24 protein-coding genes are annotated in these 26,394 nt (G+C 54.9%); 14 read left to right on the top strand and 10 right to left on the bottom strand.

Going from position 1 to position 26,394, the window contains the following annotated elements:
- The first annotated feature begins 66 nt into the window (after window positions 1–66).
- Window positions 67–1,068 carry a LacI family DNA-binding transcriptional regulator gene (locus WKJ03_RS13675; RefSeq protein ID WP_337842779.1) on the top strand — a complete coding sequence of 334 codons (1,002 nt, stop codon included), beginning with the start codon at window positions 67–69 and terminating at the stop codon, window positions 1,066–1,068.
- A 100-nt stretch (window positions 1,069–1,168) separates the two neighbouring features.
- Here WKJ03_RS13675 and WKJ03_RS13670 read toward each other — a convergent pair whose 3' ends face one another.
- The 3 genes from WKJ03_RS13670 to WKJ03_RS13660 form a co-directional block, all read right to left on the bottom strand.
- Window positions 1,169–3,604, bottom strand: a complete 2,436-nt coding sequence (locus tag WKJ03_RS13670; RefSeq protein WP_337842778.1) for a TonB-dependent receptor — start codon at window positions 3,602–3,604, stop codon at window positions 1,169–1,171.
- Window positions 3,605–3,945: 341 nt separating this feature from the next.
- Window positions 3,946–7,026, bottom strand: a complete 3,081-nt coding sequence (locus tag WKJ03_RS13665; RefSeq protein WP_337842777.1) for an efflux RND transporter permease subunit — start codon at window positions 7,024–7,026, stop codon at window positions 3,946–3,948.
- On the bottom strand, window positions 7,023–8,141 hold the full coding sequence (locus tag WKJ03_RS13660) for an efflux RND transporter periplasmic adaptor subunit (RefSeq protein WP_337842776.1): 1,119 nt from the start codon (window positions 8,139–8,141) through the stop codon (window positions 7,023–7,025). Before WKJ03_RS13660 ends, WKJ03_RS13665 begins: the two co-directional genes overlap by 4 nt.
- A 110-nt stretch (window positions 8,142–8,251) precedes the next feature.
- Here WKJ03_RS13660 and WKJ03_RS13655 point away from each other — a divergent pair, with 110 nt between their 5' ends.
- A complete protein-coding gene (locus WKJ03_RS13655) occupies window positions 8,252–8,731 on the top strand; it encodes a hypothetical protein (RefSeq protein ID WP_337842775.1) in 480 nt (159 codons plus the stop codon).
- Between the two features lie 34 nt (window positions 8,732–8,765).
- Complete coding sequence (locus tag WKJ03_RS13650; protein ID WP_337842774.1) at window positions 8,766–9,242, top strand: DUF4442 domain-containing protein; 477 nt, start codon at window positions 8,766–8,768, stop codon at window positions 9,240–9,242.
- Between the two features lie 63 nt (window positions 9,243–9,305).
- Here WKJ03_RS13650 and WKJ03_RS13645 read toward each other — a convergent pair whose 3' ends face one another.
- Together WKJ03_RS13645 and WKJ03_RS13640 are read right to left on the bottom strand one after the other, a co-directional pair.
- Complete coding sequence (locus WKJ03_RS13645) at window positions 9,306–10,313, bottom strand: aldo/keto reductase (protein ID WP_337842773.1); 1,008 nt, start codon at window positions 10,311–10,313, stop codon at window positions 9,306–9,308.
- 17 nt (window positions 10,314–10,330) lie between these two features.
- Window positions 10,331–11,500, bottom strand: a complete 1,170-nt coding sequence (locus tag WKJ03_RS13640; protein WP_337842772.1) for an alkene reductase — start codon at window positions 11,498–11,500, stop codon at window positions 10,331–10,333.
- Between the two features lie 189 nt (window positions 11,501–11,689).
- Between WKJ03_RS13640 and WKJ03_RS13635 the strand changes: the two genes are divergently transcribed.
- From WKJ03_RS13635 to WKJ03_RS13590, 10 genes are all read left to right on the top strand, one after another.
- Window positions 11,690–12,604 carry a LysR family transcriptional regulator gene (locus WKJ03_RS13635; RefSeq protein ID WP_337842771.1) on the top strand — a complete coding sequence of 305 codons (915 nt, stop codon included), beginning with the start codon at window positions 11,690–11,692 and terminating at the stop codon, window positions 12,602–12,604.
- Window positions 12,605–12,679: 75 nt separating this feature from the next.
- On the top strand, window positions 12,680–13,312 hold the full coding sequence (gene gmk / locus WKJ03_RS13630; protein ID WP_337842770.1) for a guanylate kinase: 633 nt from the start codon (window positions 12,680–12,682) through the stop codon (window positions 13,310–13,312).
- A 47-nt stretch (window positions 13,313–13,359) separates the two neighbouring features.
- Entirely contained in the window at window positions 13,360–13,635 is a 276-nt protein-coding gene (gene rpoZ, locus WKJ03_RS13625) for a DNA-directed RNA polymerase subunit omega (RefSeq protein WP_337842769.1), read from the top strand.
- A gap of 102 nt (window positions 13,636–13,737) precedes the next feature.
- Window positions 13,738–15,858 (top strand): bifunctional GTP diphosphokinase/guanosine-3',5'-bis pyrophosphate 3'-pyrophosphohydrolase, encoded by a 2,121-nt coding sequence (spoT, locus tag WKJ03_RS13620; RefSeq protein WP_337842768.1) that lies wholly within the window; start codon window positions 13,738–13,740, stop codon window positions 15,856–15,858.
- A 6-nt stretch (window positions 15,859–15,864) separates the two neighbouring features.
- Window positions 15,865–16,257 (top strand): RidA family protein, encoded by a 393-nt coding sequence (locus WKJ03_RS13615; protein WP_337842767.1) that lies wholly within the window; start codon window positions 15,865–15,867, stop codon window positions 16,255–16,257.
- A gap of 8 nt (window positions 16,258–16,265) precedes the next feature.
- A complete protein-coding gene (locus WKJ03_RS13610; RefSeq protein WP_337842766.1) occupies window positions 16,266–17,051 on the top strand; it encodes a transporter substrate-binding domain-containing protein in 786 nt (261 codons plus the stop codon).
- The gene (locus WKJ03_RS13605; protein ID WP_337842765.1) at window positions 17,051–17,737 is read left to right on the top strand and encodes a transporter substrate-binding domain-containing protein; all 687 of its coding nucleotides are present in this window, start codon (window positions 17,051–17,053) and stop codon (window positions 17,735–17,737) included. Before WKJ03_RS13610 ends, WKJ03_RS13605 begins: the two co-directional genes overlap by 1 nt.
- An 80-nt stretch (window positions 17,738–17,817) precedes the next feature.
- Window positions 17,818–19,899 carry an ATP-dependent DNA helicase RecG gene (recG, locus tag WKJ03_RS13600; protein ID WP_337842764.1) on the top strand — a complete coding sequence of 694 codons (2,082 nt, stop codon included), beginning with the start codon at window positions 17,818–17,820 and terminating at the stop codon, window positions 19,897–19,899.
- A gap of 99 nt (window positions 19,900–19,998) precedes the next feature.
- Window positions 19,999–20,688 carry a hypothetical protein gene (locus tag WKJ03_RS13595; protein WP_337842763.1) on the top strand — a complete coding sequence of 230 codons (690 nt, stop codon included), beginning with the start codon at window positions 19,999–20,001 and terminating at the stop codon, window positions 20,686–20,688.
- On the top strand, window positions 20,689–21,096 hold the full coding sequence (locus WKJ03_RS13590; protein ID WP_337842762.1) for a VOC family protein: 408 nt from the start codon (window positions 20,689–20,691) through the stop codon (window positions 21,094–21,096).
- Here the strand turns inward: WKJ03_RS13590 and rarD are convergent.
- The 4 genes from rarD to WKJ03_RS13570 all read right to left on the bottom strand — a co-directional run bounded on the left by rarD (window position 21,093) and on the right by WKJ03_RS13570 (window position 24,038).
- Window positions 21,093–21,992 carry an EamA family transporter RarD gene (rarD, locus tag WKJ03_RS13585; protein WP_337842761.1) on the bottom strand — a complete coding sequence of 300 codons (900 nt, stop codon included), beginning with the start codon at window positions 21,990–21,992 and terminating at the stop codon, window positions 21,093–21,095. The two genes, WKJ03_RS13590 and rarD, sit on opposite strands and share 4 nt — an antisense overlap.
- A 124-nt stretch (window positions 21,993–22,116) precedes the next feature.
- On the bottom strand, window positions 22,117–22,617 hold the full coding sequence (locus tag WKJ03_RS13580; protein ID WP_337842760.1) for an arsinothricin resistance N-acetyltransferase ArsN1 family B: 501 nt from the start codon (window positions 22,615–22,617) through the stop codon (window positions 22,117–22,119).
- A complete protein-coding gene (locus tag WKJ03_RS13575; RefSeq protein WP_337842759.1) occupies window positions 22,614–23,273 on the bottom strand; it encodes a lysozyme inhibitor LprI family protein in 660 nt (219 codons plus the stop codon). The genes WKJ03_RS13580 and WKJ03_RS13575 overlap by 4 nt, the downstream gene beginning before the upstream one ends.
- 312 nt (window positions 23,274–23,585) lie before the next feature.
- Window positions 23,586–24,038, bottom strand: coding sequence for a thioesterase family protein (locus tag WKJ03_RS13570; protein ID WP_337842758.1), 453 nt, complete (start codon window positions 24,036–24,038; stop codon window positions 23,586–23,588).
- Between the two features lie 131 nt (window positions 24,039–24,169).
- Between WKJ03_RS13570 and recQ the strand changes: the two genes are divergently transcribed.
- Window positions 24,170–25,963 (top strand): DNA helicase RecQ, encoded by a 1,794-nt coding sequence (gene recQ, locus WKJ03_RS13565; RefSeq protein WP_337842757.1) that lies wholly within the window; start codon window positions 24,170–24,172, stop codon window positions 25,961–25,963.
- Here the strand turns inward: recQ and WKJ03_RS13560 are convergent.
- Complete coding sequence (locus WKJ03_RS13560) at window positions 25,945–26,268, bottom strand: cytochrome c (protein ID WP_337842756.1); 324 nt, start codon at window positions 26,266–26,268, stop codon at window positions 25,945–25,947. The two genes, recQ and WKJ03_RS13560, sit on opposite strands and share 19 nt — an antisense overlap.
- Window positions 26,269–26,394 lie beyond the last annotated feature (126 nt).

Below are 26,394 nucleotides of genomic sequence, written 5' to 3'. Positions count from 1 at the left end.
CGCAACCATTTTGACCATTTCTTTGCTTTCCGTTAAGGTGAACCCGGAACAGCAAGGCAGGATTGCATGAACAGAAAACCCAACCTTAAAGATGTGGCCCAACTGGCCGGAGTCAGCGCCATTACCGTCTCCCGGGTGTTAACCAATCCGGAAAAAGTCTCGGATAAACTGCGGCATCAGGTGGAAACGGCGATTGAACAATTGGGTTATATCCGCAACCACGCCGCCAGCGCACTGGCGTCTAACCGTTCCGGTGTGCTGGCGGTGATTATTCCGTCTTTGTCCAACATTGTGTTTAATGAAGTGCTGCAAGGCGTATACAGCGCCGTGAAGCAGCACCAGTTGCAGGTGATCCTGGGCGATTGCCATTACTCGCCGCTGGAAGAAGAAAAGCTGATTACCACCCTGCTCAGCCAGTCGCCCGAAGGCATGATCCTGACCGGCACAGATCAGACCGACTACGCCAAGCGTTTACTGAAAAACGCCGGTATTCCGGTGGTGCAGTTGATGGAGCTGACCGACCAGCCGATTGATTTAAATATTGGCTTTTCGCATCTGGCCGCCGGCCGCGATATGACCCGCCATCTGCTTGAGCAGGGTTACCGTAAACTGGGTTTTATTGGGGCCCGGATGGACCCACGCACCCAGCAACGGCTGACCGGCTTTAAACAGGCGGTTGCCGCCTGGCCTGATGCCTGCCAGACCTATGTGATCACCACGCCACAATCCTCGTCCATCAAATTAGGCGGACAGCTGCTGCAGGCCGTTTTGGCTGAATCGGCCGGTCAGTGTGATGCTGTGTTTTGCTGCAACGACGATTTAGCCTTGGGTGCTTTATTTGAAAGCAAACGGATGAATTTGCGGGTGCCGCAGGATTTGGCGATTTGCGGCTTTAATGATCTGGAAGCCTCGGCTCTGGTGGAACCAGGCATCAGCTCTGTTGCCTCACCACGCTTTGAAATGGGCAAACAGGCGGTTGAGCTGCTGGTGGCCCGCAATAAAAGCGAAGCCGTGCCAGAAGCGCCCATTGACGTGGGCTATCAGATTATCCGCCGCGCTTCCACCTGAGATCAGGTTCATTCTCCGCCCTTAAGCCAAAAAAAAGCACTCCGGCTGGAGTGCAAAACAAGGGCAAAAGCCGCTCCGGTGAAGGAGCGGCAGGCAGGAATTAATCGAAACTGACGCTGAAGCGCACCCCAAAAGTCCGTGGCGACTGCCACATAAAGTTCGGTACTGCATCGCCGTGCGTCCGGCCCTGATCGCTTTTAATGTCACGGTCTGTCACATTGTTCACAAAGGCTTCCGCACTCCAGTTGCCGTCTGATGGCTGGTAGTTCAGGCTCAAATCCAGCTTGGCGTAGGCATCCTGGCGGTCAATATCTGCCGCATAAGGCAGGTTACGGAAGCCTTCAGGGCGGTCACCACGGTTGGCCGGGTCAAACCAGACTTCTGACGAGTAGCTGACACGGGCACGTGGTGTTAAAGTGGCGCCGTTGTCCAGGCCGACAAAGTGCTCGTAGCTGACAGAGCCGGAAAACTCAGGCGCCAGCACCAGGTGGTTACCACTGAAATCCAGCAGGTTTGGTTGCGACGGCACACCGGCAGACGGGTTAAAGGCGATACCACCAGCACCGTACTTGGAGTCTGTGGTCAGGAACTCATCGTAAGTCGCGTCCAGGATGGAACCTGCAAAAGTCAGCTCGCCATTGGCGCTGACCAGGTACCTGGCTTCCAGCTCCAGACCATTGATGGTGGCTTTACCCGCATTGGTTTTACGCAGTAAATCGGCGCCAGTGGCGGTCACCACGTTGCTGGTGACCTGCAGGTCGGTGTATTCGGTAGAGAACAAGGCACCAAAGAGTTGCAGACTGCCATCCAGGAACAAGCCTTTCATGCCCAGTTCAATGCTGGTGTTTTCTTCCGGAGCCACATAGGCGTTGGTGCCAGCGGCTTCGTTATTGTTGGCGGCGATAATGGCGTCCAGGTCAGCTTTGGTGAAAGGACCTGTCCCTGTGTATTTGTTGCCGTCCTGAATAGTGCCGGATTTAAAGCCAGTCGCAACCGAGCCATAGACCATGATGTCTTTGTTCATGTCCCATTCTAAGCGCGCCATCCCCGTGGTTTTCGACCATTCCGGGCTGGTGTCGTTGTAGGTGTCCACCCAACATTGCCCCGGCTGTACCAGGTTTTTGTTTGGCGCCAGGCCCCCCAGCAGGTTATCCGGGTCCAGCAGGCCAACATAATCCGTGTTTGGCTCCATGGTTTCTGTACCTTTTTTCACCGGACACATAATATTGCGCCCGCCTTTGTCCCACCGTTTGTCATTGGTGTAACGCAGGCCAGCACTCACTCGCCAGTCGTCGGTCAGTTTAAAGGTGCTTTGGGCATACAGGCTGTTCGAGCGTAAACCGCGGTCTGGCTGGCGATAGGTCGACCACAGATTCGGGTTGGGTGTGGTGCCACCTTCGTAATCCACGTCTGGGTGCACTATGTCGAAAATCGTTTTGTTGCTTTCATCAAAGAAGAAATACCCCACCATCCACTGCCAGCGGGCGCTGTCTTCGTTTTTCAGCTGCAACTCGTGTTGCACGGCTTCGTGGGTACAGTCGACACAACCGCCCCATTCGTATTTGGTCAGGCTCCAGCTGCGGTCCCACAGCGACTCGCGCGATGAGTCGGTGTAACCACCGATATAGGCTAATTCCAGCTCGTTTTCGAACACATAGTTAATGCGGGTGCGAACTGAATCAATGACAAAGTCATTAAAACCAGGCACTTGCACATAAGAGCTGCGGTCATCGCCGCCGGTCAGGGTTGGAATATGGCCAGTGCCCTGATCGGTAAAATGTTCATAAGATAAGGTCCAGTCCAGCTGGTCATTTGGTTGGTAGTAAGTGCTGAAACGGGCTGCGGCCAAATCGGTCGAACCGTACTTTTCACCCATGGCCGACCCCGGCAGAAAATCCACCACGCCATCAGACTGGTCGGTGGCAGCCGCGACACGGAAAGCAAAGGTCTCAGATACCGGAATATTCACCATGGCGCGCACCGCTTTGCGGTCGTAATTGCCCAGCGTCATTTCCGCATTGCCTTCAAAACCGTCCAGACGGGCTTTGGCGGTGTGCAGGTTCACCACACCACCAGTGGCGTTGCGGCCAAACAGTGTGCCTTGTGGCCCACGCAGTACTTCGGCGCCTTCTAAGTCAAACATCAGCGCAGAAGCGCCCTGCGAGCGGGCTGAATAGACACCGTCAATGTGGAATGCGACGGCCGGATCACCACTTTCAGTCTGATCAGAGGACCCTATACCACGGATATACACCATAGGGGTATTCTGGGTACCGTTTTGCGCAATTTGCAGGCTGGGAACAGCGCCCTGCAAGTCATCCAGCTGGATCACATGGTTCTTATCCAGCGCTTTTTGATCATAAGCCGTGACCGCCAGCGGAGTCTCTCTTAAGGTCGTGGTCCTTTTGGTGGCAGTCACCTGGATCACTTCAATTTCACGCTCTGCAGCGGCCTGTTGTTCCGCCTGAGCTGAGGCCATACACGCCAGAGCTGCACTGATCAGCAGCGCCGCCTGCGTTGGTCTGAATTCTTTCACGTCTGTCACCTTACCCCGGTCTTTATTAGCGTGATAGCGCTAACACCTGTTGATTTATTTAGAATTTTCAACTGATTTCCAGCATCGCCACTCACAAAACCCAGCCAATACAGGCCAGAGGCGATCAAAAAACCAGCAGAGGTTAAATACCCGGCAATAAATTAACTGACACAAAATGATTGCGCAACCATTTTGTACCTGACGACTATAGAATTACAGAACCATCTAGATTAAGGCTATGAAAAACATGGATAACAGTGATATGTAGCGATTTAAAAAAAACTGTTCAATCTGGTAGCGCTATCAAAAACTGCCCGGCTACGCTGCTGCCGGGTTCAGTCTTAAACAACCGCCTGCTCTGCCTGCAGCTCCCGGCGCTTTTGCAGGAACAGCCGGTCCAGCGTCATAAAAACCACAGGGGTCGTCAGCAAAGTCAGCACCTGACTGAACGCCAGGCCACCTACCACAGCAACGCCCAACGGCACCCGCAACTCAGAACCAGTGCCAAAACCCAGGGTCAGTGGCACAGCCCCCAGAATAGCCGCCAGGGTGGTCATCATAATGGGCCTGAACCTGACCAGACAGGCCTGGTGAATGGCCTCCTTGGCCGACACCCCCTGTTCACGCTGCGCCGCCAGCGCGAAATCGACCATCAGAATGCCGTTTTTCTTCACTATCCCGATCAGCAGAATAATGCCAATCAAGGCCATAATGGAGAAATCCAGCCCCCAGAACCACAACAGCAAAATGGCGCCAATAGCCGCCGAAGGCAACGTCGATAAAATAGTCAGCGGATGCACAAAACTTTCATACAAAACCCCGAGAATAATGTAGACCGCCAGCAAAGCCGTCAGGATCAGCAAGGGCTGGCTGGCCAGTGACTCCTGAAATGCCTGGGCTGCGCCCTGAAAACTGCCCAGCACAGAGGCGGGCATGGCCAGTTCTGCTCTGGCTTGCTCCAGCGCCTGTACCGCATCGCCCAGCGCAACACCAGCGGCCAGGTTAAACGAGATATTGGCGGACGGCTGCAGTCCATGGTGGTTAATCACCACAGGGCCAGGCTCAGCCGGCAACACTTTGGCAAAGGCCAATAAGGGCACCAGCTCACCAGTGCTGGGCGAACGCAAATGAAAGTAGTTCAGGCTTTGCGCGCTGCCGCGCTGATCCGGGCTTAGTTCCAGTATCACTTTGTATTGATTGGTTTCAGTCTGGTATTCATTGATCTGACGCTGACCAAAGGCGTCATACAGCGCCTGGTCTAAATCCGCTGCGCTAAAGCCAAGGCGGGCCGCTTCCTGCCGGTCTAAATCCAGCCGGATAATATTGGCGTCCCACTGCAGGTCATTCGACAAGTCCGTAAACATTGGGTTTTGCCGCAACTTGCTGGTCAGTGCGTTGGTCCACTGTGCCAGTTCATCGCTGTCCAGCGCTTTTAGTACGTACTGATACTGAGCACGGGAACCGCGGCCGCCGAGATTAATGTCCTGAGCCGAACGGAGAAACACCTGCAAACCAGGGATTTGACTGAACTGCGGCCTTAAGCGATCGATAATGGCATTGGCATCCGCCTCCCTGTCGTCCGGATCACTTAACACTATCCAGACCCGGCCTGAGCCATTGGATGCATTGCCACCCACCAGATGATTAAAACCTGTCACATCCGGGTCGTTACGCAGTATCTGTTCCAGTTGCTGGTGTTTGGCCAGCATGTCTTCATACGGAATATCAGAAGCGGCCTGCGTAGTGCCAATAATAAAACCAGTGTCCTGCAATGGAAAAAAGCCTTTCGGAATGGCCATAAAGCTGCCCACGCTGCCAGCGATGCTCAGGAAAAACACCATCAGCATGGTTTTTGGGTGATCCAGGGCCCAGCTCAGTACCTTGTCATAACGGCCAATTAACCGGTCAAACAGCCCCGGGCTGTCGCTATGGTGCGGCGCTTTGTCCATAAACAGCGACGCCAGGGTCGGAGCCAGCGTTAAGCAAACCAGCACAGAAATTAAAATGGCGGCCGCCGCCGTTAACGAGAACTCGAGGAACAAACGGCCTATAATGCCGCCCATAAACAGCAATGGGATAAAAGCCGCAATCAACGAAACGCTGATGGAGATCACGGTAAAACCAATTTCCTCAGCCCCACGCAGCGCCGCTTCTTTTTTGCTGTAGCCCAGCTCCAGATAACGGTGAATGTTTTCAATCACCACTATGGCATCATCCACAATAAAACCAACGGCGATTACAATGGCCACCAGCGTCAGGTTGTTCAGACTGAAGCCCGCCACATACATCACAGCGCAGGTGGCAATCAGCGAAATCAACAAGACAGCGGTCACGATCAGAGTCGCCGACCACTGGCGTAAAAACGCCGCCATCACGCCAATCACCAGCACCACAGCAATAGCCAGCGTCAGCTCCACTTCATGCAATGAAGCGCGAATGGTGCGGGTTCTGTCGTTAAACACCTCCACCTTGACATCGGCAGGCAAAGCCGCAGTCAGCTGCGGCAAGGCAGCGCGGATCCGATCCGCCGTCGCAACAATATTGGCGCCTGGCTGACGGCGGATAATCAGTGCCACACCCGACTCTCCGTTTGGCGAAATTTCTACATAATCATCTTCAGCGCCCGCCTTTACCACCGCTAAATCACGCAGATACACCGGCGCACCGTTTTGGTATGTGACAATCAGATTGGCATAGTCTTCCGCACTGAACACCTGATCATTGACCGATAAGGTGGACACTTTGCTGTTGCCGTACAAGGCCCCTTTGGGCTGGTTGACACTGGCTTGTTGCACCGCAGCACGAATATCGGCCAGTGTGATACCGGCCCCCGCCAGCACTTCAGGCCTGGCCTGAATACGAATGGCCGGTTTTTGCTGACCGCCAATAAAAACTTCACCCACGCCGTTAATCTGAGTCAGTTGCCGTGCCAGCACGGTTTCGGCCAGATCGCTTACCTGGGTACGGGACAAAGTGGCCGAAGTCACACCAATAATCAGAATGGGGCTGTCGGCCGGGTTGGCTTTACGCCAGGTTGGTGCATTGGGCATGTCAGGCAGGCGACCCTGCGCCTGGTTCAGCGCTGCCTGCACTTCCTGCGCGGCCGCATCAATGTCTTTTTCCAGCACAAACTGCAGCGTAATACTGACCGAGCCCAAAGCACTGCTGGACGTCATTTCGGCAATACCTGGCACGGCACTGAGCGCCACTTCCAGCGGAGTCGCCACCGCAGAGGCCATAGTCTCAGCACTGGCGCCGGGTAATCGCGCATTCACTTCAATGGTCGGGAAATCGGCCTCCGGCAAAGGCGCAATGGATAAACGTGGAAAGGCCAGCAAGCCCAGCAGTACAAGCGCAAAAGCCAGCAGCACTGTGCCTATCGGATGTTCCATACACCAGGCAAACACGCCTCTGGCTTTCATGGCTGCAGCTCCTTGCTGGCCGCCAGGCGAGGCTCGGCAGTCACCGCCAGTTCTGCACCCGGTTTCAGTCGGTTTTGGCCATCAACCACCACCTGCTGCCCGGCCTGCAAACCTGAAACAACCGCCAGGTCCTGCTCCTGCAACACCAGTTGCACAGGCTGCGTTTTGGCTTTGCCCTGCTCATTCAGCCAGACATAAGGCCCGTCCGGCCCCTGTACCAGTGCACGCAGCGGGACTGTCAGTACACCTGGCAATTTCTCTTGTTGCAGCGCCACCACCACCGTCTGCTCAGGCCATAACTTGTGATCTGGATTGGCAAAATCAGCTTTGACACGCACTGTGCCTGTGCCTGCAGCGACTTTGTTGTCCACCACCTGCAACAGCCCCTGAGCCAACAGTTCAGCCCCATCCTGCAGAAAGGCCTGTACCGGCACCTGCTGTTGTTGCCTTGTTTGCTGCATCAGTTGCTGCAGCTGAGGCAGCCTGGACTGCGGCAACGCTATTTCGACACTGATGGGGTCCAGCTGTACCACCGAAAACAGGCCAAGGCTGTCGCCGGAGCGCACATAGTTACCGGCATCCACATTGCGGATCCCAACCTGGCCTGTGACCGGGGAGCTGATGCGGGTAAAAGACAACTGCACTTGCTGTGCCTGAATCGCCGCTTCGACACTGCGCAACTGGGCTTCCTGTTGCTGCACCAGCGCTTTTTGTTGATCCAGCACTTGCTGTGAAATGGCCTGGGTTGTGCTCAGATTCAGAAAACGCTGCAGGTCCAGCCTGGCCGACTCCAACTGAGCTTTGATGACCCCATGCTGCGCTTTGGCTTGAGCCAGCGAAGCCTTTATAGCCCGGTCATCCAGCACCGCCAGCAGATCGCCTTTGTTCACCATCTGGCCTTCTTTGACCAGGATGTCCAGCAGCACCCCATCCACCTGAGGACGAATATCCACACTTTGTTTTGGTTTGACCCGGCCTATGCCACGGATCCAAACCTGCATATCCTGCTGTTGCACCAGCGCCGTCCGCACCGGCACTTTAGGCACTTGTTGTGCCTGAACATCACTGATACCAAGCAGTGCTGCCAGCAGGATCACGGTTCCATTTATCTTCATTCTCCAGCCTTTATTGTGCATTGCCTGAACCTTGGGCCGGTTTTGACCTCAAGGTCACAAAAACCAGCTATGTTTTATTTACTTTATGTTAACCAATAAGGGGTTTAAGGATGAACCCATCGCTGGTTTGTCTGTGCTTTGTTCTAATCAGTTGGCGTTTGGCTGCAGCAGCCTGTTCAGACATTGAAGTCAGACTGAACATGCTGGAGCAACAACTGAAACAAGGTTATCGCCTGAACGAATTACCAAAATTACAGCGACAACAACGACTTTTGTCGAGCCGTCTGCAAAATTGTCTCGACCAGCAGCAGGCGAAATCAGTCCAAAGCAAAAATACCCCCCCGGCAAAATCCGGCGACCTGTCGCAGCTGGCGAAAGGCCGGGCTTTTTCCAGCAGTCACTTGTTGCTGACTGCACCTTATCAGGGTGAACAACAGCAGGCCTGGCTGAAGTTTTACCGCGAGCCCGCACAGTGTTATGGCGTGCGGGACACAGCGCAAATTGCCTGGTGTGCAGAGCTTCGACAGCAGGCAAAGCTGCAATTTGACCGACAATGGCAGCAAAAACTCGCGAAATCCCCACCCAAATGATAAGCTCCGACCAGTTAGTGGTACGGAGTAGAACATGAACGCATTGCGCAAAGCCAACTGGCAATTATGGTGGTTTGGGTTTCGTTACATTCCCCTGATTGGTTTTTGTAAACCCAAAATTATTGAGCTGGATGACCAGCGCACCGTGATCCGGATGCCGCATCACCGTCATACCAAAAACCATCTGGGCAGTATTTATTTTGGTGCTTTGGCCATAGGGGCCGATTTAGCCGGTGCTTTTCTGGTGTTTCACAAAGCCCGCCAGCGTGGTTTGGCTATTCACTTTGCCTTTAAAGATGTCAAAGGTGAGTTTTTAAAACGTCCTGAAGCCGACGTGCATTTTGTCAGTAATGACGGCGCCTTAATCGACCAGATGATTGAACAGTCGCTGCAAAGCGGTGAACGGGTGAATCAGACGGTCACTATTAATGTGACCTGCCCTTCGCTGCATGGCGATGAAGTGATGGCCCACTTTGAGCTGACGTTGTCAATTAAAGCGAAAAAACGCTAGGCCTGCATAAAAAGGCCCGGGGCTCTGTCACAGAGCGCCGGGCTTTTTTTTGAGGTCGAAAACTCAGACAGGTAAAGGTGCCAGCGGGTTCACCAGGCCTTCGGCTCGCAGCTCCCGCCAGAAGTCAACCGGGACCACTTCTTTCAGTGCACTGCTGTCTTCACTAATCCGGCCTGGTTTGCTGGCGCCAGGGATCACAGCGGCCACCGCCGGATTCGCCAACGCAAATTGCAGACCAGCGGCTTTCATACTGATGCCGTAGCGGTCGGCCAGTTGTTTGATCTGCGCCACTTTTTGCAAAATTTGCGCGGATGCCGGAGCGTATTCAAAGTTAGGCCCCCCCACCAAAGCGCCGGAGCTGTAGGGGCCGCCAACCACAATACCCAGGCCCCGTTCTGCCACTTTTGGCATCACCCGTTGCAGTGCTCTGTCGTGATCAAGCAGCGTATAGCGACCCGCCAGCAAAAAACCGTCGGGTTGAGGTTCGGCCAAATCCAGCAGCAGTTCAATCGGCTCGACTTTATTCACCCCTAAACCCCAGGCTTTGATCACCCCTTGGTCCCGCAACTTGTCCAACACCCGAAAAGCGCCTTTGCGGGCCGACTCGAACATACTGAGCCATTCATCGCCGTAAAAATCCTGTGCGATGTCATGCACCCAGACAATTTCGATACGGTCGGTTTTCAGTCGTTTCAGGCTGTCCTCAATGGAGCGCAAGGTGGCGTCAGCCGAATAGTCATTAACGATTTTATTCGGCCGGCCGTACTTAAACACTTCGCCTTTTTCGCCCAAATCGCGGGCACTGACATCTTCAATTTCATCCAGTACCAACCGGCCCACTTTGGTGCTGATCACATAGTCATCGCGGTTGCGTTCAGCCAAAGCCTCCCCCATCCGCAATTCGGCCAGACCGGCGCCGTAAAAAGGGGCGTTGTCAAAATAACGGATACCGTCCTTCCAGGCTGCGTCCACAGTGGCACGGGCTTCCGCTTCAGGAATGTCGCGGAACATATTGCCAAGCGGTGCGGTGCCAAAACCCAGTTTGCCGGGCAAAATATCTTTTAAAGCCATGATCGAAGCTCCTGAAGTTAACGTACTGCTGAGTGTTGCTGTGAGTGACTGGTACTGTGGACCAGGCTGGGGTAATCGGTATAACCGCGGTGATCACCACCAAAGAAGGTCGCGCGATCCCCCTGATTGTAAGGACCATTTTGCGCAATGCGCGCTGGCAGGTCCGGGTTGGCGACAAAAGGCCGTCCGAACGAGACCGCATCGGCTTTGCCGGCAGCAATCCATTCGGCCGCTTCCTCTGGACTGAATTCGCCATTGATAATAAATGGGCCGTCAAAGGCAGCACGCATCTGCTGCACTATGGCTTCGCCGGTGCCGAGGTTCTTTTCGCTGCTGACATGGCTGTTCGGCCGCACCACATGCAAATAGGCCAGTCCTTTGCCTGCCAGAGCTTTGGCGGCCGCAGTGTATAAAGTGGCCGGGTCGCTGTCGTAACTGCCGCCGACACCATCAATAGGGGTTAACCGCACGCCAATTTTGCCAGCCGGCATCACCTGCAATAAGGCATCGACCACTTCAGTCAGCAGACGGATGCGGTTTGCTACCGAACCACCGTATTCGTCAGTTCTTTTATTCACCGAATCCCGCAGGAACTGGTCAATCAGATAACCGTTGGCGGCATGGAACTCGACGCCATCGAAGCCAGCTTTCAGCGCCATCAGCGCCGCGTGCTGATAGTCTTTGATCAGCTGTTGAATATCCGCTTTGGTCATTTCACGCGCCTCCGGGTGCGGCACAGTCGGGCCATCCGGGTGGTAATCGCCGACAAAGGCCATGCCTTGCGGCGTCCAGGCACTGGCCGACACCGGGGCTTGCTGGCCCGGCTGAAACACAGAGTGAGAAACCCCACCAACGTGCCACAGCTGGTTAAAAATACGGCCACCGGCGTTGTGCACTGCGTCTGTCACCAGCTGCCAGCTTTGCACCTGCGCTTCAGTGTAGATGCCGGGGGTCCAGGCATAACCCTGGCCTTGTTGGCTGATTTGGGTTGCTTCGGAAATAATCAGCCCTGCGCTGGCACGTTGTGCGTAATACAACGCATGCAGTGGCGTTTGCAGATGACCATCGGCTAAGGAACGCGAACGGGTTAACGGCGCCATAAAAATACGGTTTTTTACCTCAATGTCGCCCAGCGGCAGCGGCTGGAACAGCGCTGCATGATCAGTCTTTGTCAGTACATCATTCATTTGTTCATCCTCTTTCTGCGTGCTGCCCCTGCGGGCTTTGCATCGCGTTGACTTAGGGGAAAATGGCAGTTACCACTGTTCGCCCCATCACGCCGGGGCTGCGTTTTACCGGGGTAAGCATGCGCCGCCGTAAGTAATTCATCCAATTTATTCATTGAATTTAAGATATATCCCACCCAATATATCTGGATGAAATATGACCTGAATTTGTTCCCTATATTCCTGGCGCTGATGGAAGAGCGCAGTGTCACCCGGGCTGCACAGCGACTGGGCATGACCCAGCCTGCGCTGTCCAATGCGCTGACCCGGTTGCGCGACATGCTGCACGACCCCTTGTTTATCCGGGAACGCTACGGCATGCAGCCGACACCCAAGGCACTGGAGCTGGCGCCAGTGATTAGCGCCGCTCTGGCCAACCTCGACGACCTGGTGCTGGGACAACGTGAGTTTGACCCGGCAACCGCCCGTCAACTGGTCACCATTGCGCCCAACAGCTATGTCGAATATGTGCTGATGCCTGCCATAGTCGCCAGGTTACGCCAGCTGGCTCCCGGGATCCGGCTGCGGCTCACTCCTTATGGCTCGGACCTGTCCGCCACAGGCGTGGTGTCCGGTGACACCACTATGGTGCTGGGGCGCATTACCGACCCGCCGGACAATCTGGTGGTGCAACGCCTCGGCGAAGACAGCCTGGCCTGTGTGGTACGCGCCGATCATCCTTCGGTTGGCGACAGCCTCAGCAAAGCGCAGTACGAGCAACTGAAACACGTCAATATGCTGCCTCCGGGCCGGCTCAAAGCGGGCTTATTCCAGAAGCTGGAACAACAAGGCCTGAAACGTGAGGTCGCCGTGTCGGTCACCCACTTTCTGGCCATCCCGGAAATGATTGCCGTATCCGATTACTGCGCCACATTACCCATGCTGATTTGCCGTCAACTGGCCCGCGACCCCAGGCTGAAAATTCTGCCGGCGCCGGTCGACCTTGGCACCTTTCCTATTGAAATGGCCTGGCACGTCCGTTACCGCCACGACCCCGCACACCGCTGGCTACGTGCACTGATTGCGGAGGTGGTGGCCGAAATGGCAGCACAGCTCGCAAACTAAGCTCTGCACTCAATGGTTGGCAGGCTGACTACACCCAGCTAAAATCGCCTTTTGGCTACTACAGCAGACAGAGTCATGCAGGACTTACCAGGTAATCTCTTTATTATTTCGGCGCCAAGCGGAGCCGGCAAATCCACGCTGATTAATGCGTTACTGAACAAACACGCCGATATGCAGCTCAGCATTTCTCACACCACCAGAGCGCCACGCCCTGGTGAGACCAATGGCGTGCAGTACCATTTCACCGACGTGCCCCACTTTAAACAACTGATTGAACAGCAGCAGTTTCTGGAATGGGCCGAAGTATTTGGCAATTATTATGGCACCTCGAAAAGCGCCATCAGCGACCAGCTGGCCCGCGGCATTGATGTATTCCTGGATATTGACTGGCAAGGTGCCCGTCAGATGAAAGCGCAGCTGCCTTTTATCAGCAGCATTTTTATTCTGCCGCCAAGCGTGGAAGCACTGGAGCAGCGCCTGAACCAACGAGGCCAGGACAGCGCCGAAGTGATAGCGGGCCGGATGGCTCAGGCCCGGGCAGAAATCAGCCATGCAGACGAATACGATTACTGGATAGTAAACGACAATCTGCAACAGGCCACAGCCGAGTTTGAAGCAGTGATCCTGAGCCATCGTCTGCGTAAAACCAAACAGGCACAACGCCAGAGCGCGCTGCTGACGGGCCTGTTGGCGAATCCGGCCAAATAGAGTAGACTATGCGGTCTTAATTTGAACCTATATCACTGGAGTGGCTGATGGCTCGCGTAACAGTTGAAGATGCAGTAAATAAAATTGGTAACCGCTTTGATTTGATCCTGGTCGCCGCACGCCGTGCCCGCCAGCTGTCAGTGGAAGGCAAAGAGCCAATGGTGGATCCGGAAAACGACAAAGCCACTGTGATCGCCCTGCGTGAAATCGAAAAAGACCTGATCACGGAAGAGATCCTGAACCAACAGGAACGTCGTGACCAGCTGCAGCAGGAAGCCTCAGAAATGGCTGCCGTTGCCGCCATCATCGGTTCAGACGACTAAGACCGCCGCTCCCGTGCCAACGGTGCCCTGCCGTTGGCAACTGCTCTAAATCCACGTATATTCAAAGAGCACGCCCATGCGTGGTGGTCTGGGGAGTTCTGAATGTATTTGTTTGAAGGCCTGAAGCAGCAAATCAGCGCGTATTTGCCACCGGAGCAAGTGGCTCAGGTGCAGCAGGCTTATGTGGTTGCGCGTGATGCGCACGCCCCGCAAATCCGCTCCAGCGGCGAGCCTTATATTACTCATCCTGTCGCAGTCACCAGCATTCTGGCGGATATGCGCATGGACCATGAAACCCTGATGGCTGCCTTGCTGCATGATGTGATTGAAGACACACCGGTCAGCAAAGACGAATTGGCCCGTCAGTTTGGTGCCACTGTGGCTGAGCTGGTGCAGGGGGTCAGTAAGCTTGATAAGGTCAAATTCAAGGACTTAAAAGAATTTGAAGTGACCAACCTGCAGAAAATGTTTATGGCGATGACCCAGGATATCCGGGTGATCCTGATTAAACTTGCCGACCGCACCCACAATATGCGTACCATAGGTGCCCTGAAGCCGGAGAAACGCCGTCGCATTGCCCGCGAAACCCTGGAGCTGTACGCCCCTATCGCCAACCGCCTGGGTATTCACCATATTAAAAATGAGCTGGAAAACTGGGGCTTTAAAGCTTTATACCCTATGCGTTACCGGGCGCTGGAAACCGCGGTCAAACAGGCGCGCGGCAACCGCAAAGAAATTATCGAGAAAATCCAGAACGAAATTGAACAGCGTATTCGTGACGCAGGCATTGAAGCTGAAGTGGCAGGCCGGGAGAAACACCTGTACAGCATCTACCGCAAAATGAAAAGCAAAGAGCTGATGTTTAACGACGTGATGGACATTTATGGCTTTCGCGTGCTGATCAACAGCATAGACAATTGCTACCGGGTGCTGGGTGTGGTGCACAATCTGTTCAAACCCATTGAAAGCCGCTTCAAAGACTATATAGCTATCCCCAAACAAAACGGTTATCAGTCGTTACATACCTCTTTGATCGGCCCACACGGTATTCCGGTGGAAATTCAGATGCGCACCCGCGAAATGGATGAAATGGCGGACAAAGGGGTAGCTGCGCACTGGTCCTACAAAGGCGCCGGAGAAACACAAAACACCACAGCACAAATTCGGGCTCAGCGCTGGATGCAAAGCCTGCTCGAACTGCAACAAAGCTCAGGCAACACCTACGAGTTTGTCGAAAACGTCAAATCCGAACTCTACCCGGACGAGCTCTATGTGTTTACGCCCAAAGGCAAAATTGTGGAGCTCCCTATTGGGGCCAATGCAGTGGATTTTGCCTACACAGTGCATACCGACATTGGCAACCGTTGTGTCGGAGCCAGGGTTGACCGCAAGCCTTACCCGTTGAACAAACCACTGGAAACCGGCCAGACGGTCGAAATTATTACCAGTCCGGGTGGTAAACCCAATGCCAACTGGCTGAATCATGTGGTGACCAGCCGCGCCATTTTAGGCATACGTAACTACCTGAAAAAACAACAAATCAGCGAAGCCATTACCTTAGGTCGCCGCTTGCTGACGTCCGCTTTGGGTGACACTAAACTCGAATCCATTCCCATGGAGCGTATTGAACAGGTGCTGCAGAGCACCACACAAAAATCGCTGGACGAGCTGTTGGTGGAGATTGGTCTGGGCAACCAGCTGCCTATCGCCATAGCCCGGCGCTTGTTGGGGGGCTTTGAATCCGGTGATGAACAGGCACTGCCACTGGCCCCAACCGACAAACCGAAAGCACTGATCATTGGCTCTGAAGGCATGTTAGTGACCTTTGCCAAATGCTGCCGCCCTATCCCGGGGGATGACGTCGCCGCCAACGCCACGCCAGGCAAAGGCCTGAACGTACACCGCGTGGAATGCCGCAATATTCGTGGCTGGGAAAAAGAGCCGGGTAAATACTTCCCGGTGCGCTGGGACAAAACCGGTGATAAACAATTTCTGGCGGATATCCGCGTCTTTATCGTCAACAAGCAAGGCATGCTGGCCAAACTCACCACTGTGATTGCGTCACAGGATTCCAATATTCAGGACTTAGCCACAGACGACAGAGACACCGGCGAGTATGTGATCAAAATAACCCTGTCCGTCCGCGACCGCATTCATCTGGCCAATGTGATGCGTAAAATTCGGGTATTGCCGGATGTGATTAAAGTATACAGAAGGAAGTAACCACAGATGTCTAAAGTCATCATCAGTACAGACAAAGCTCCTGCCGCTATTGGTACCTACAGCCAGGCAGTCAAAATTGGCACCACAGTGTATCTGTCCGGTCAAATCCCGCTGGTACCGGAAACTATGCAGATGGTATCTGACGATTTTGCCGCTCAGGCCCAGCAAGTGTTCCAGAACCTGGCCGCCGTCTGTCAGGCGGCAGGCGGCAGCCTGAATGATATGGTCAAAGTGACTATCTTCCTGACTGATTTAAGCAAGTTCGCCACCGTCAATGAAATTATGAGTCAGCATTTCAGTGCGCCCTACCCGGCCCGCGCTGCTGTGCAAGTCAGCGCCCTGCCCCGGGGCGCCCAGATCGAAATTGACGGCGTGATGGAAGTTCCTTCAACCAATTAGGTGTGTCTATGTGGTCCAGGCTGCTCGCATCACTGTTATTGCTCAGCCACTCTGTGTGGGCAGAACAGGTGCACCCCACACTGACCTGGTGTCTGGACCACTTTCCGCGTTTTCATGCCTATGAAGATGGTAAGGCCCCTTATGGCCCTTCGGTCGATTTGATGCAGGAACTGGCTAAACGTGCCGGTTTTACCCTGAAATTTACCGCCAGAACCCCGTCTGCCCGCTGTTTTCGTCAGATGGAAACCGGCGAAGTCGATCTGATGAGCAACCTGAACTACACCGACGAACGCGCCAATACAATGTGGCTGTTTCCTTACAATGAACGTATCGCTGAATCCCTTTATTTGCTCGGGTCTGACAGCAGAGCCATCCAGGCGCTGAACCAGCTGGTCACTTTGCGTATTGCCACTGTGCGCAATTACACTTACCACCCCAGCCTGATGAAAATGATGAGCGAATCGTCCCGCCATGTTGAAATTGACAGCATCGCCACCGGCTTTGAAATGCTGTTGCGGGGCCGCGTCGATGGCCTGGTGGTTCCAACCCAAAGCTCATTGGACGTGATTGCCCAGAAGCAGGAGCTGCATTTTAAATTTCGCCGCGCCCCTGTCGATTTTTCGGTAGTCGAAAAACGTTACATTAATATTGGCCTGTCCAGAAAGAGCCCTCATTTACAGCTCAAACCACAAATCGAAGCTGCTATCGCTGCTATGGTGGCAGACGGCACTGTCAAACGACTATACGCCTTTGATCCGCTGACCCAAGGCCCGACCTACCTGGTCGAACCCTGATGCGTCATCTTTGGTTGCTTCTGTTGCTCGTCAGCGGCCCGCTGCCAGCCAGGGATCTGCTCTGGTGTCTGGATAATGCACCGGGCCGGCATCAGTTTGATGGCGTTGAACCCAAAGGGCCCGTCGTTGATCAGGTACGGAAGTTCGTTGCGGCGGCCGGTTTTGGTGTGAGCTTTACTCCCCCAACTCCGTTATCCCGTTGTCTGCGACTGATGCAACAAGGCCAGGTCGATTTAATAGCCCGCTTAAATTATTCGGATGAACGGGCCCGTATGATGCACCTGCTTCCTTATGGCCAGGCCCAACCAGAATGGTTGTACCAACCTAAGCAGGCTAAAGCCATTCAGTCGCGTCAGGAGTTACTCCACTACAGACTTGGTGCAGTGCGTGGCGCGGTGTACAGTGCCCCTTTACTGCAGGACTTGCCCTCGCTGAAAACCACGGAAGTGAGTTCGCTGGAGCAAGGGTTTGCCATGCTGGCTGCAGGCAGGCTGGATGCGATGGTGGCGACCAAAGCCCAAGCCAGAGATTTACTGGCGGCCAGACCAGACCTGGCGTTGCAGGTGAAAGCCGCGCCATTGCAACTGGCCACGCAGGTGCATGGCGCCATCTATCTCGGCCTGTCCCGTCAGCGTCTGACCGAAGAAGAACGTGCCGCTATCCAGCGTGCGGGCCTCAGCCCATAAGTCAATTTCACAGCGCTGATTGTCCAAGCCAAGCCTGAACAGGTAAACTGAAGCCATTCAGTGAGTTATCAGGCTTTATTTTGACGGTTACCGCTTTGGATGCTGTCGCTATCCATCAACTCAAAGGCGTAGGTGCGAAAAATGCCGGACTGCTGCACAAGCTGGGTATCCAGAGCGTGCAGGATTTGTTATTTCACCTGCCGTTGCGTTACGAAGACCGCACCCGGATTTATCCCATCGCCCATCTGGTGCCAGGTATGCAGGCCACTGTGCTGGGCGAAGTGGTATCCAGTGATGTGATCTTTGGCAAAAGACGCAGCTGGCTGGTCAGCATCCGTGATGGCAGCGGTATTCTGACCTTACGCTTTTTCCATTTCAGTGCAGCGCAGAAAAATGCGGTCAGCCCAGGTGTGCTGCTGCGCTGTTATGGGGAAGTCAAACGCGGCAACCGCGGTGTGGAAATGATGCACCCGGAGTACAAGGTGCAGAAAGACAGCACAGAGCCCGATATGGCAGAAAGCCTCACACCGGTTTACCCCACCACCGAAGGCTTAAAACAAGCCAGTTGGCGCGCCCTGACCGAACAGGCGCTGCAGTACCTGCAACGCAGCAGCCCAGTCGAATATCTGGCCCCTGTGCTGAGCTCCCAGGCCTGGTCACTGGCAGACGCTTTACGCTATCTGCACAGGCCGCCACCTGATGCGTCCCTAACCCTGCTGGAGCAAGGCCAGCATCCGGCCCAGCAACGGCTGATTTTTGAAGAACTGGTGGCACAGCAGTTGTCGATGCTGCAAATTCGTAAGCAAAGCCGTCAGCAACCAGCCCGCTCCTTTCAGATCAAGACCAGTCTGGAACAACAGCTGCTGGCACAACTACCCTTTGCGCCAACCAAAGCGCAGCAACGCGTGGTGCAGGAAATTCGTGCCGATTTAGCCCAGCAAGCCCCTATGCTGCGGCTGGTGCAGGGCGACGTTGGCTCAGGCAAAACCCTGGTGGCCGCCTTGTCGGCGCTGACGGTGTTGGGTCAGGGCGCGCAGGTGGCTCTGATGGCGCCAACTGAACTCCTGGCGGAGCAGCATGCCAGCACCTTCAGGCGCTGGTTGGAGCCCCTGGGGTTTCAGGTGGCCTGGTTGTCCGGCAAAAGCACGGCCAAACAAAAGAAACTGCAGCAGGACAGGGTGGCCAGCGGCGAAGCCAACATGGTCATAGGCACCCATGCTTTGTTTCAGCAACAGGTTGAATTTCATGCCCTGGCACTGGTGATTATTGATGAACAGCACCGTTTTGGTGTGCATCAACGGCTGGAGCTGCGCGAAAAAGGCACCACGACCGGCTTTTCCCCACACCAGCTGGTGATGACCGCCACCCCTATACCCCGCACCCTGGCAATGACAGCTTATGCAGACCTCGACACCTCCGTGATTGACGAACTGCCTCCGGGTCGGACGCCAGTGACCACTGTGGCCATTCCGGACAGCAGGCGTGCTGAAGTGACAGAGCGGGTACGTCAGGCCGTGCAGCAGGAAGGCCGGCAAGCCTATTGGGTCTGTACCCTGATTGACGAATCAGAGCAGCTGCAGTGCCAGGCCGCCGAAATTACCGCAGTGGAGCTGGCCGAAGCCCTGCCAGAACTGAACGTGGGTCTGGTGCATGGCCGCTTAAAACCGGCGGAGAAACAGCAGGTGATGGATGCCTTTAAACAAGGCGGACTGGACCTGCTGGTGGCCACCACTGTGATTGAAGTCGGGGTGGATGTCCCCAACGCCAGCCTGATGATTATTGAAAACCCGGAGCGGTTGGGTCTGGCCCAGCTGCATCAGTTGCGTGGCCGGGTGGGCCGTGGCAATGCGGTATCGCATTGTGTACTGCTGTACCACGCACCGCTGTCCGCTACGGCTCAGGCCCGGCTGGCGGTGTTGCGGGAGAGCAATGATGGTTTTGTGATAGCGCAAAAAGATCTGGAGATCCGTGGCCCCGGTGAATTGCTGGGTACCCGTCAGACCGGCCAGGTGAACTACCGCATCGCGGATCTCAGCCGGGATGCCGACCTGATCCCTGCCGCCCAGCAGGCTGCGGTGCAGTTGCAGCAGCAGTACCCACAGCATATAGCCCCTTTGGTGCGGCGCTGGCTGGGTTACAAAGAAATTTACGCTCAGGCCTGACTGGTTACAAATCATCCTGGGCCAGCAACAAAGAATTACGTTTCACCACCAACACAAGGCAAACACTAGCTGGACCCGTCCCTATGCAAGGAAAGTCCAATGAATCGCCGCCCCCTTTGTCTGCTGCTGGGCAGCCTGTGCCTGCCACTGCAGGCGGCTCAGATGCAGTCCGCTCCGGCCTTTGAGCAGATGCAGCCCTGGTCAGTGCAAGGCAGCAATCCCCGCCGTTTTGATCAGCCACTGAGTTTCGGGCCTTTTTACAGTGCCAAAGCCAAACAGGCACCGGCTTTTGGTTTTGGCCTGAAAATTCTTGGTGTTTCGTTACAGCATCAGCGTCAGGCTCAGCAGTTGTCACTGACAAATGGTGAACACTGGCAACATCTGGAGTGCCTGGCGCAAAGCAATCAGTTGGGCTACGACGGCTGGCAGCTGGATACCAGCCTGGGTAAAAGCCCGGTATTTGCCTGTGGTATTCAGGGGGACAGCAGTCGCAGCCTGGTGCTGTACAGTCAATGGGACAATAGCTACAAAGGCGAAAGCCTGCTGTCGAACCGGCTGGTGAAAATCAATTCGGTGCACAAAATGGCCGGCAGCCACTGGCCCCTGATGGACCCCAGTGGCTATGTGCTGTCTGACTCAGAAGGGCCACTAGCTCAGCTGGAAACCATCAATGCTGGCCGGGTCTGGTTCAGACCCGGTTTACCTGCTGTGGTACAGACTGAGGTAGCCGCCTTAGCGGCCGCCCTGCTATTGTTTAAACCTGAGCAGATTGAACAGGACCTGGAGTAGATGACTGAACTGTTTCAGATCAAAGGGCTGGATCATTTGGTATTACGAGTGCGGCACTTGCAGCCCATGCTGGCGTTTTACCAGCAGCTGGGCTGCAGTCTGGAACGGGTGGAAGCTGAGCAGGGCCTGTATCAGCTGCGCGCCGGCGCCCAGCTGATTGACCTGGTACCGGTTGACCAGCCGTTGGGGGCTGCAGGCGGCGCAGCTCCCGGTGTTACAGGCCGTAATCTGGAGCACTTTTGCCTGCAAATTCAGCCCTTTGATCCTGCAGCTATTCAAGCCTGGTGCCAGGCACAGCAAATCCCCTGTTCCCCAGTGGCCGAACGCTATGGCAGCCTAGGTTTCGGCCCCTCGCTGTACATTCAGGACCCGGAAGGCAATAGCATTGAATTAAAAGCCGGTGGCTAAGCCAACGGCTTTTTCTTCTTCAGCTGCAGCACGGCATCTGCACTGTACAACAGCAAAGCAGCCCAGATAAAACCAAAAGTCACCAGCTTGCTGTCGGTCAGCGGCTCGTTATACAGCCAAACACCAAACACAAACATAAAACTTGGGCCTATGTACTGGAAAAAGCCCATAGTGGACAGCTGCAGCCGTTTGGCGGCAGCGATAAAACACAGCAGTGGCACAGTGGTGACCAGGCCGGCCGCCATCAGGACCAGATTCAGGGTCCAGCTGTTTTGGCTGAAATCAGCCGCACTGCTGTTGGCAAACTGCCACCAGTACCAAAGCGCTAACGGCGCCAGCAACAGCGATTCCACAAACAAACCGGTAATGGCATCCACCGCCAGTTTTTTGCGAAACAAGCCATAGAGGGCAAAGGTACCGGCCAGCACCAGCGCAATCCAGGGCACAGAACCAAAGGTAAGCAGCTGGATCAACACCCCCGTGACGGCCAGCGACAACGCCAGCCACTGAAAACGGCGCAGCCGCTCCCCAAGAAACACCATGCCCAGCAACACATTGAGCAGCGGGTTAATGTAATAGCCCAGACTGGCATCCAGCATATGGTGGTTATTGACCGCCCAGATAAACAATCCCCAGTTGGCACCGAGGATCAGGGCTGTGCCAAGCAGCGCCAAAACCAGCTTAGGTTGTTTCAGCACCGCCAGCACTTTGTCGCTCTGACGCATGGCCCAGACAATCAATACCAGCAGCAATAAGGACCAGACTATACGGTGCACCAGAATTTCTTCGGCAGGCACAAAATCAATTTGTTTGAAGTACAGAGGCGCCAGGCCCCATAAGGTGTAGGCAGTGGCGGCAAAAGTGCCGCCAATTTTCTGCGCCGGACTAAAAGACATGAACTTTACTCAACAGAGCGACTGAAAGGTCCGTATTGTACTGAAGCACAGCGTCACACCACAGCAGAAAAAACCGGTTCTGGCCGGAAACACTGTGTTTTTGCCTGAAAAGCCGCCTTTCCCGCTACAGCAGCTTTTGCCAGTAGCCCACATCCAGCCATTGCCCGAACTTGTAACCGACCTGACTGAAGTGCGCAACTTTGGCAAAACCGCATTTTTCATGCAGCTGCACACTTTGCCGGTTGGGTAAGGTAATGCCGCCTATCACGGTGTGAAAGCCCTGCTCTTTTAACTGCGCAAGCAACGCCATATAGAGCTGGCTGCCGTAGCCCCGGCCAGACAGGTCTTGCTTTAAGTAGACGGTGCTTTCAACTGAAAAACGATACGCACTGCGCACCCGCCACAGGCTGGCATAGGCATAACCCAACAGCTCACCCTGTTCCAGCAACACCAGCCAGGGTAAACCTGCCTGCCGAACATCGGCCAGTCGCTGCGCCATTTGCGCCGCTGTAACGGCCTCTTCTTCAAAAGTGACACAGGTATTGAGTACATAGTGGTTATAAATAGCTGCTATCGCCGCGGCGTCTGCTGCGTTGGCCTCTCGCAGCTCAGTGCTTGGATTCATGGACTATGGTTTCCTGACGGTTGTTTCTGACACTGAAGTAGTTCGTTCTGTCCTGTGTGGATATTAAACCAATTGAGCTGCAACTGGTCGCCTTGCCACTGCAGACTGACGTTCTGCCCTTCATACATTGGCTCTGCAACCCCCGTCACCCGCCATAAAGTGCGGGTACTGTCGCCCCGCTCCAGCCGGATTGTCGCAGGCTCGCTACTGAACAGTTGCAACACCACTTCATTGGCAGGGTTATTCTGACATTGATAAAACTCGGTGACTGCGTCCAGTAAGGCCCATACTGCCTGTAACTCAGCAATCCGCTGCTGGGTGATGGCTAGGGAACAATCCCGAACTGTACTGACAGTCCAGCTTGCAGTCAGCCAAACCGGCTGGCCAACGGCTTTCCAACATTCGGCGCGGCCTTTTAGCCAGCCACGCTGCTCTGACCTCAGCCTTGTCACCAGACCATCTTTCGCCTTGGCCTGCGCTGCCTGATACACCTGGTTCAGCCTCAGGTCCAGCGCCTGCAATTCCGCATCAGTGCAAAGCAGTTGCGCCACCTGACCTTTGGGCTCGGCGCAGCTCACTGCTGCAGGTTCAGCAGCGTGGCAGCCAAAAGCCAGCCATGGCAGAAGCCATAATCCAATTGAGCGAAGTGCGGTCATCTGTCAATCTCCTGAATGCGAGCGGTCTGCATCATTACTGCAATTTTATAGCCTGATCCGCGGACGACGCCAAGAGGAGTCTGGCAGCCGGATGATTGTTGCAGAGCTCGGGGCCTGAACTTAGTTGCAGCATCCGCCCGGCAGCAAGCCCGCTAGTTCGAAGCAGCCTCCTGCCCGGCCTTTTGCAGAGCAAAAGGCGTTCGCCCGGCAGCAAGCCCGCTAGTTCGAAGCAGCCTCCTGCCCGGCCTTTTGCAGAGCAAAAGGCGTGAATCTGGCGGAACGCAACATTGGTTGCGTTCCGAAATACCAGATTCACCCCACCATGTATGTACCTGTGCCCAGGGCCAGGTGGTGGCCGGTTTCGTTGTGTAGTTCCATTCGGCAGACGCAGACTTTATTGCCGGAGCGGATCACTATGGCGCTGGCAATAAATTCGGTACCGCGGCCAGGGCGCAGGTAGTCGGTGCGAATGTCGATGGTGCTCATTTTGCCAAGTTTTTCCTGCAGCTCTGCAGCAGGCACGTCGCCCAACCGGCTTAAGGCGCTGGACACCGCCATCAGGCCTCCAACCACATCCAACACTGAAGCAATAACGCCGCCATGCAGAATTTGTTGCACCGGATTACCGACCAGTTCAGGTTTAAAGGCAAAACGCACTTCAGCCCTCGCTTCATCAAAGCCGGTGACTTTCAGCCCCAATAATTGATTAAACGGCATCTGGTCAAACACCTGGGCTATATAAGGCAATAACTGTTCTGGCTGCATCCTTCAACTCCAACTGGTAAGAGGAGTTTCACAATAGCCAATACAGCCCGATGAAACAAGGCGCTATACCAACTAAGACAGCGCGGCAGAATTTCAGTACAATGCCCGCCTTTCAACCACAGCACTGCAGCATGTCCGACACCGATTTATACAATCTGCTCAAACAAGCTTTTGGCTACAGCCAGTTTCGTCATGGCCAGCTTGAGGTCATTCAGGCCTGTCTGAGTGGGCAGGATTGTTTTGTGCTGATGCCAACAGGTGGCGGCAAATCGCTGTGTTATCAGTTACCTGCTTTACTGTTGCCGCAAGTGACTGTGGTGGTGTCTCCGTTGATGTCGCTGATGAAAGATCAGGTGGATGCGCTGAAAGCCAACGGCATTGCGGCGGAGTTTCTCAACAGCAGCATCAGCCGCGAACAGATGCTGGACGTGTTAAACCGGCTGCGTTACGGCGAGTTAAAGCTGCTGTATCTGGCGCCAGAGCGTTTGTTGCAGCAGGACTTTATGCAGCGCCTGCAGGAGGTTGGCGTCAGTTTATTTGCCATCGACGAAGCGCATTGTATTTCGCAGTGGGGCCACGATTTTCGGCCGCATTACACGGCCCTGGCACAGCTGAAACAGCAGTTTCCGCAGGTGCCTGTGATGGCGCTGACCGCCACCGCCGATCCGGCCACCCAAAAAGACATCCGCCAGCAGTTGCAGCTGCAGATGCCTTTTATTTCAGTGGGCAGCTTTGACAGACCCAATATCCGCTACACAGTGCAGGAAAAGTTCAGCGCGCTAAACCAGTTGGTCAGTTACCTGAAAACTCAGGAACAGCACAGCGGTATTGTCTATTGCAACTCACGGAAAAAAGTCGATGATCTGGCGCAGCAGCTGAAAGACAAAGGTTTTGCGGCCGGTGCTTATCACGCCGGACTGAGCCATGAAGAACGCATGCAGATCCAGGACGCCTTCAAGCGCGATGAGCTGCAGCTGATTGTCGCCACTGTGGCTTTTGGCATGGGTGTGAATAAATCCAATATCCGTTATGTAGTGCATTATGAACTGCCCCGCAGCATTGAAGCTTATTATCAGGAAACCGGCCGCGCTGGCCGCGACGGCGTCGCCGCGGAAGCGCTGATGCTGGTCGACCCAGCCGACATAGGCCGGATGCGCAACTGGATAGCCCAGGATCAAAGCAGCCAGACCGAAGTGGTGCTGCAACGTTTTAACCAAATGGCCGCTTTTGCCGAAGCCCAGACCTGTCGCCGCCTGGTGCTGCTGAATTATTTTGGCGAAGCCAGCCATCAGCCCTGCGGCAACTGCGATATCTGCCTCGACCCGCCACAACGCTTTGACGGCACCGAATTGGCGCAAAAAGCCCTGTCCTGTGTGTACCGGGTCGGTCAGAGTTTTGGCATGAACCATGTGATCGATGTACTACGCGGCAGCCATAACCAACGTATCAGCGAGCTGGGTCACGATCAGTTATCCACTTATGGCCTGGGCAAAGAGCAGTCGCATGACTACTGGCTCAGTATTCTGCGCCAGCTGGTGCATTGTGGTTTGCTGCAGCAGGACATCAGCCAGCATTCGGTGCTGAAATTATTGCCAGCGGCCCGGCCTGTGCTGCGCAGCGAACAGCCATTGCAGCTGGCGGTGCCCCGGCTGGTGCCAGGCAAAAGCCAAAGCAAAACCAGCCCGAACCTGCTGTACGACAAAGCCTTGTTTGCCCGCCTTAAAGCGCTGCGCAAACAACTGGCAGAAAAAGCCGATGTCCCACCTTTTGTGGTGTTTTCCGACGCCAGCCTGATGGAAATGGCTCAGCAGTGCCCCACTACAGCGCCGGAGTTTTTGGCGATCAGTGGGGTCGGCCAGACCAAGCTGGCCCGGTACGGCACTGAGTTTCTCGACTGTATTGCTGATTATTTGGCAGGAGACTGAGCCGGCAGACTGGCAAAATAAGCCGCCAGATTGGCAATATCTGCATCCGTTAAGCCATTGGCCATAGGGGACATCACCGCATGCTTCCGGCCACCGTCCCGGTAAGCAGTAATAGCCAGCTGCAGGTACTTTTCTTTTTGGCCAGCCAGGTTCGGGTAATCCGGCATCATCGACACGCCGTCCGCGCCATGGCAGGCGGCACAGACCGCGGCCTTGGCCTGACCTGCGGCTTTATCCTGCGCCAAAGCGGTAAAAGGAGCCAGCCACAGTACCAACGCCAAAAGCATGACTGCATTTTTTTGCATACTTACCCTCCTCGGGTTCTTTGTTGTTGTTTGCTTTTCCACCATTAAAGTGGCAAGTGCTTGTTTATACAAGTGAGTTACCGCAGAAAAGCCGTTTTTGCCGACAAAAACCTTGAGCCGGCAGCA

The organism is Rheinheimera sp. (assembly GCF_037442525.1).
Lineage (GTDB): Bacteria > Pseudomonadota > Gammaproteobacteria > Enterobacterales > Alteromonadaceae > Pararheinheimera.
This window is presented reverse-complemented; position numbering and strand designations above follow the sequence as displayed.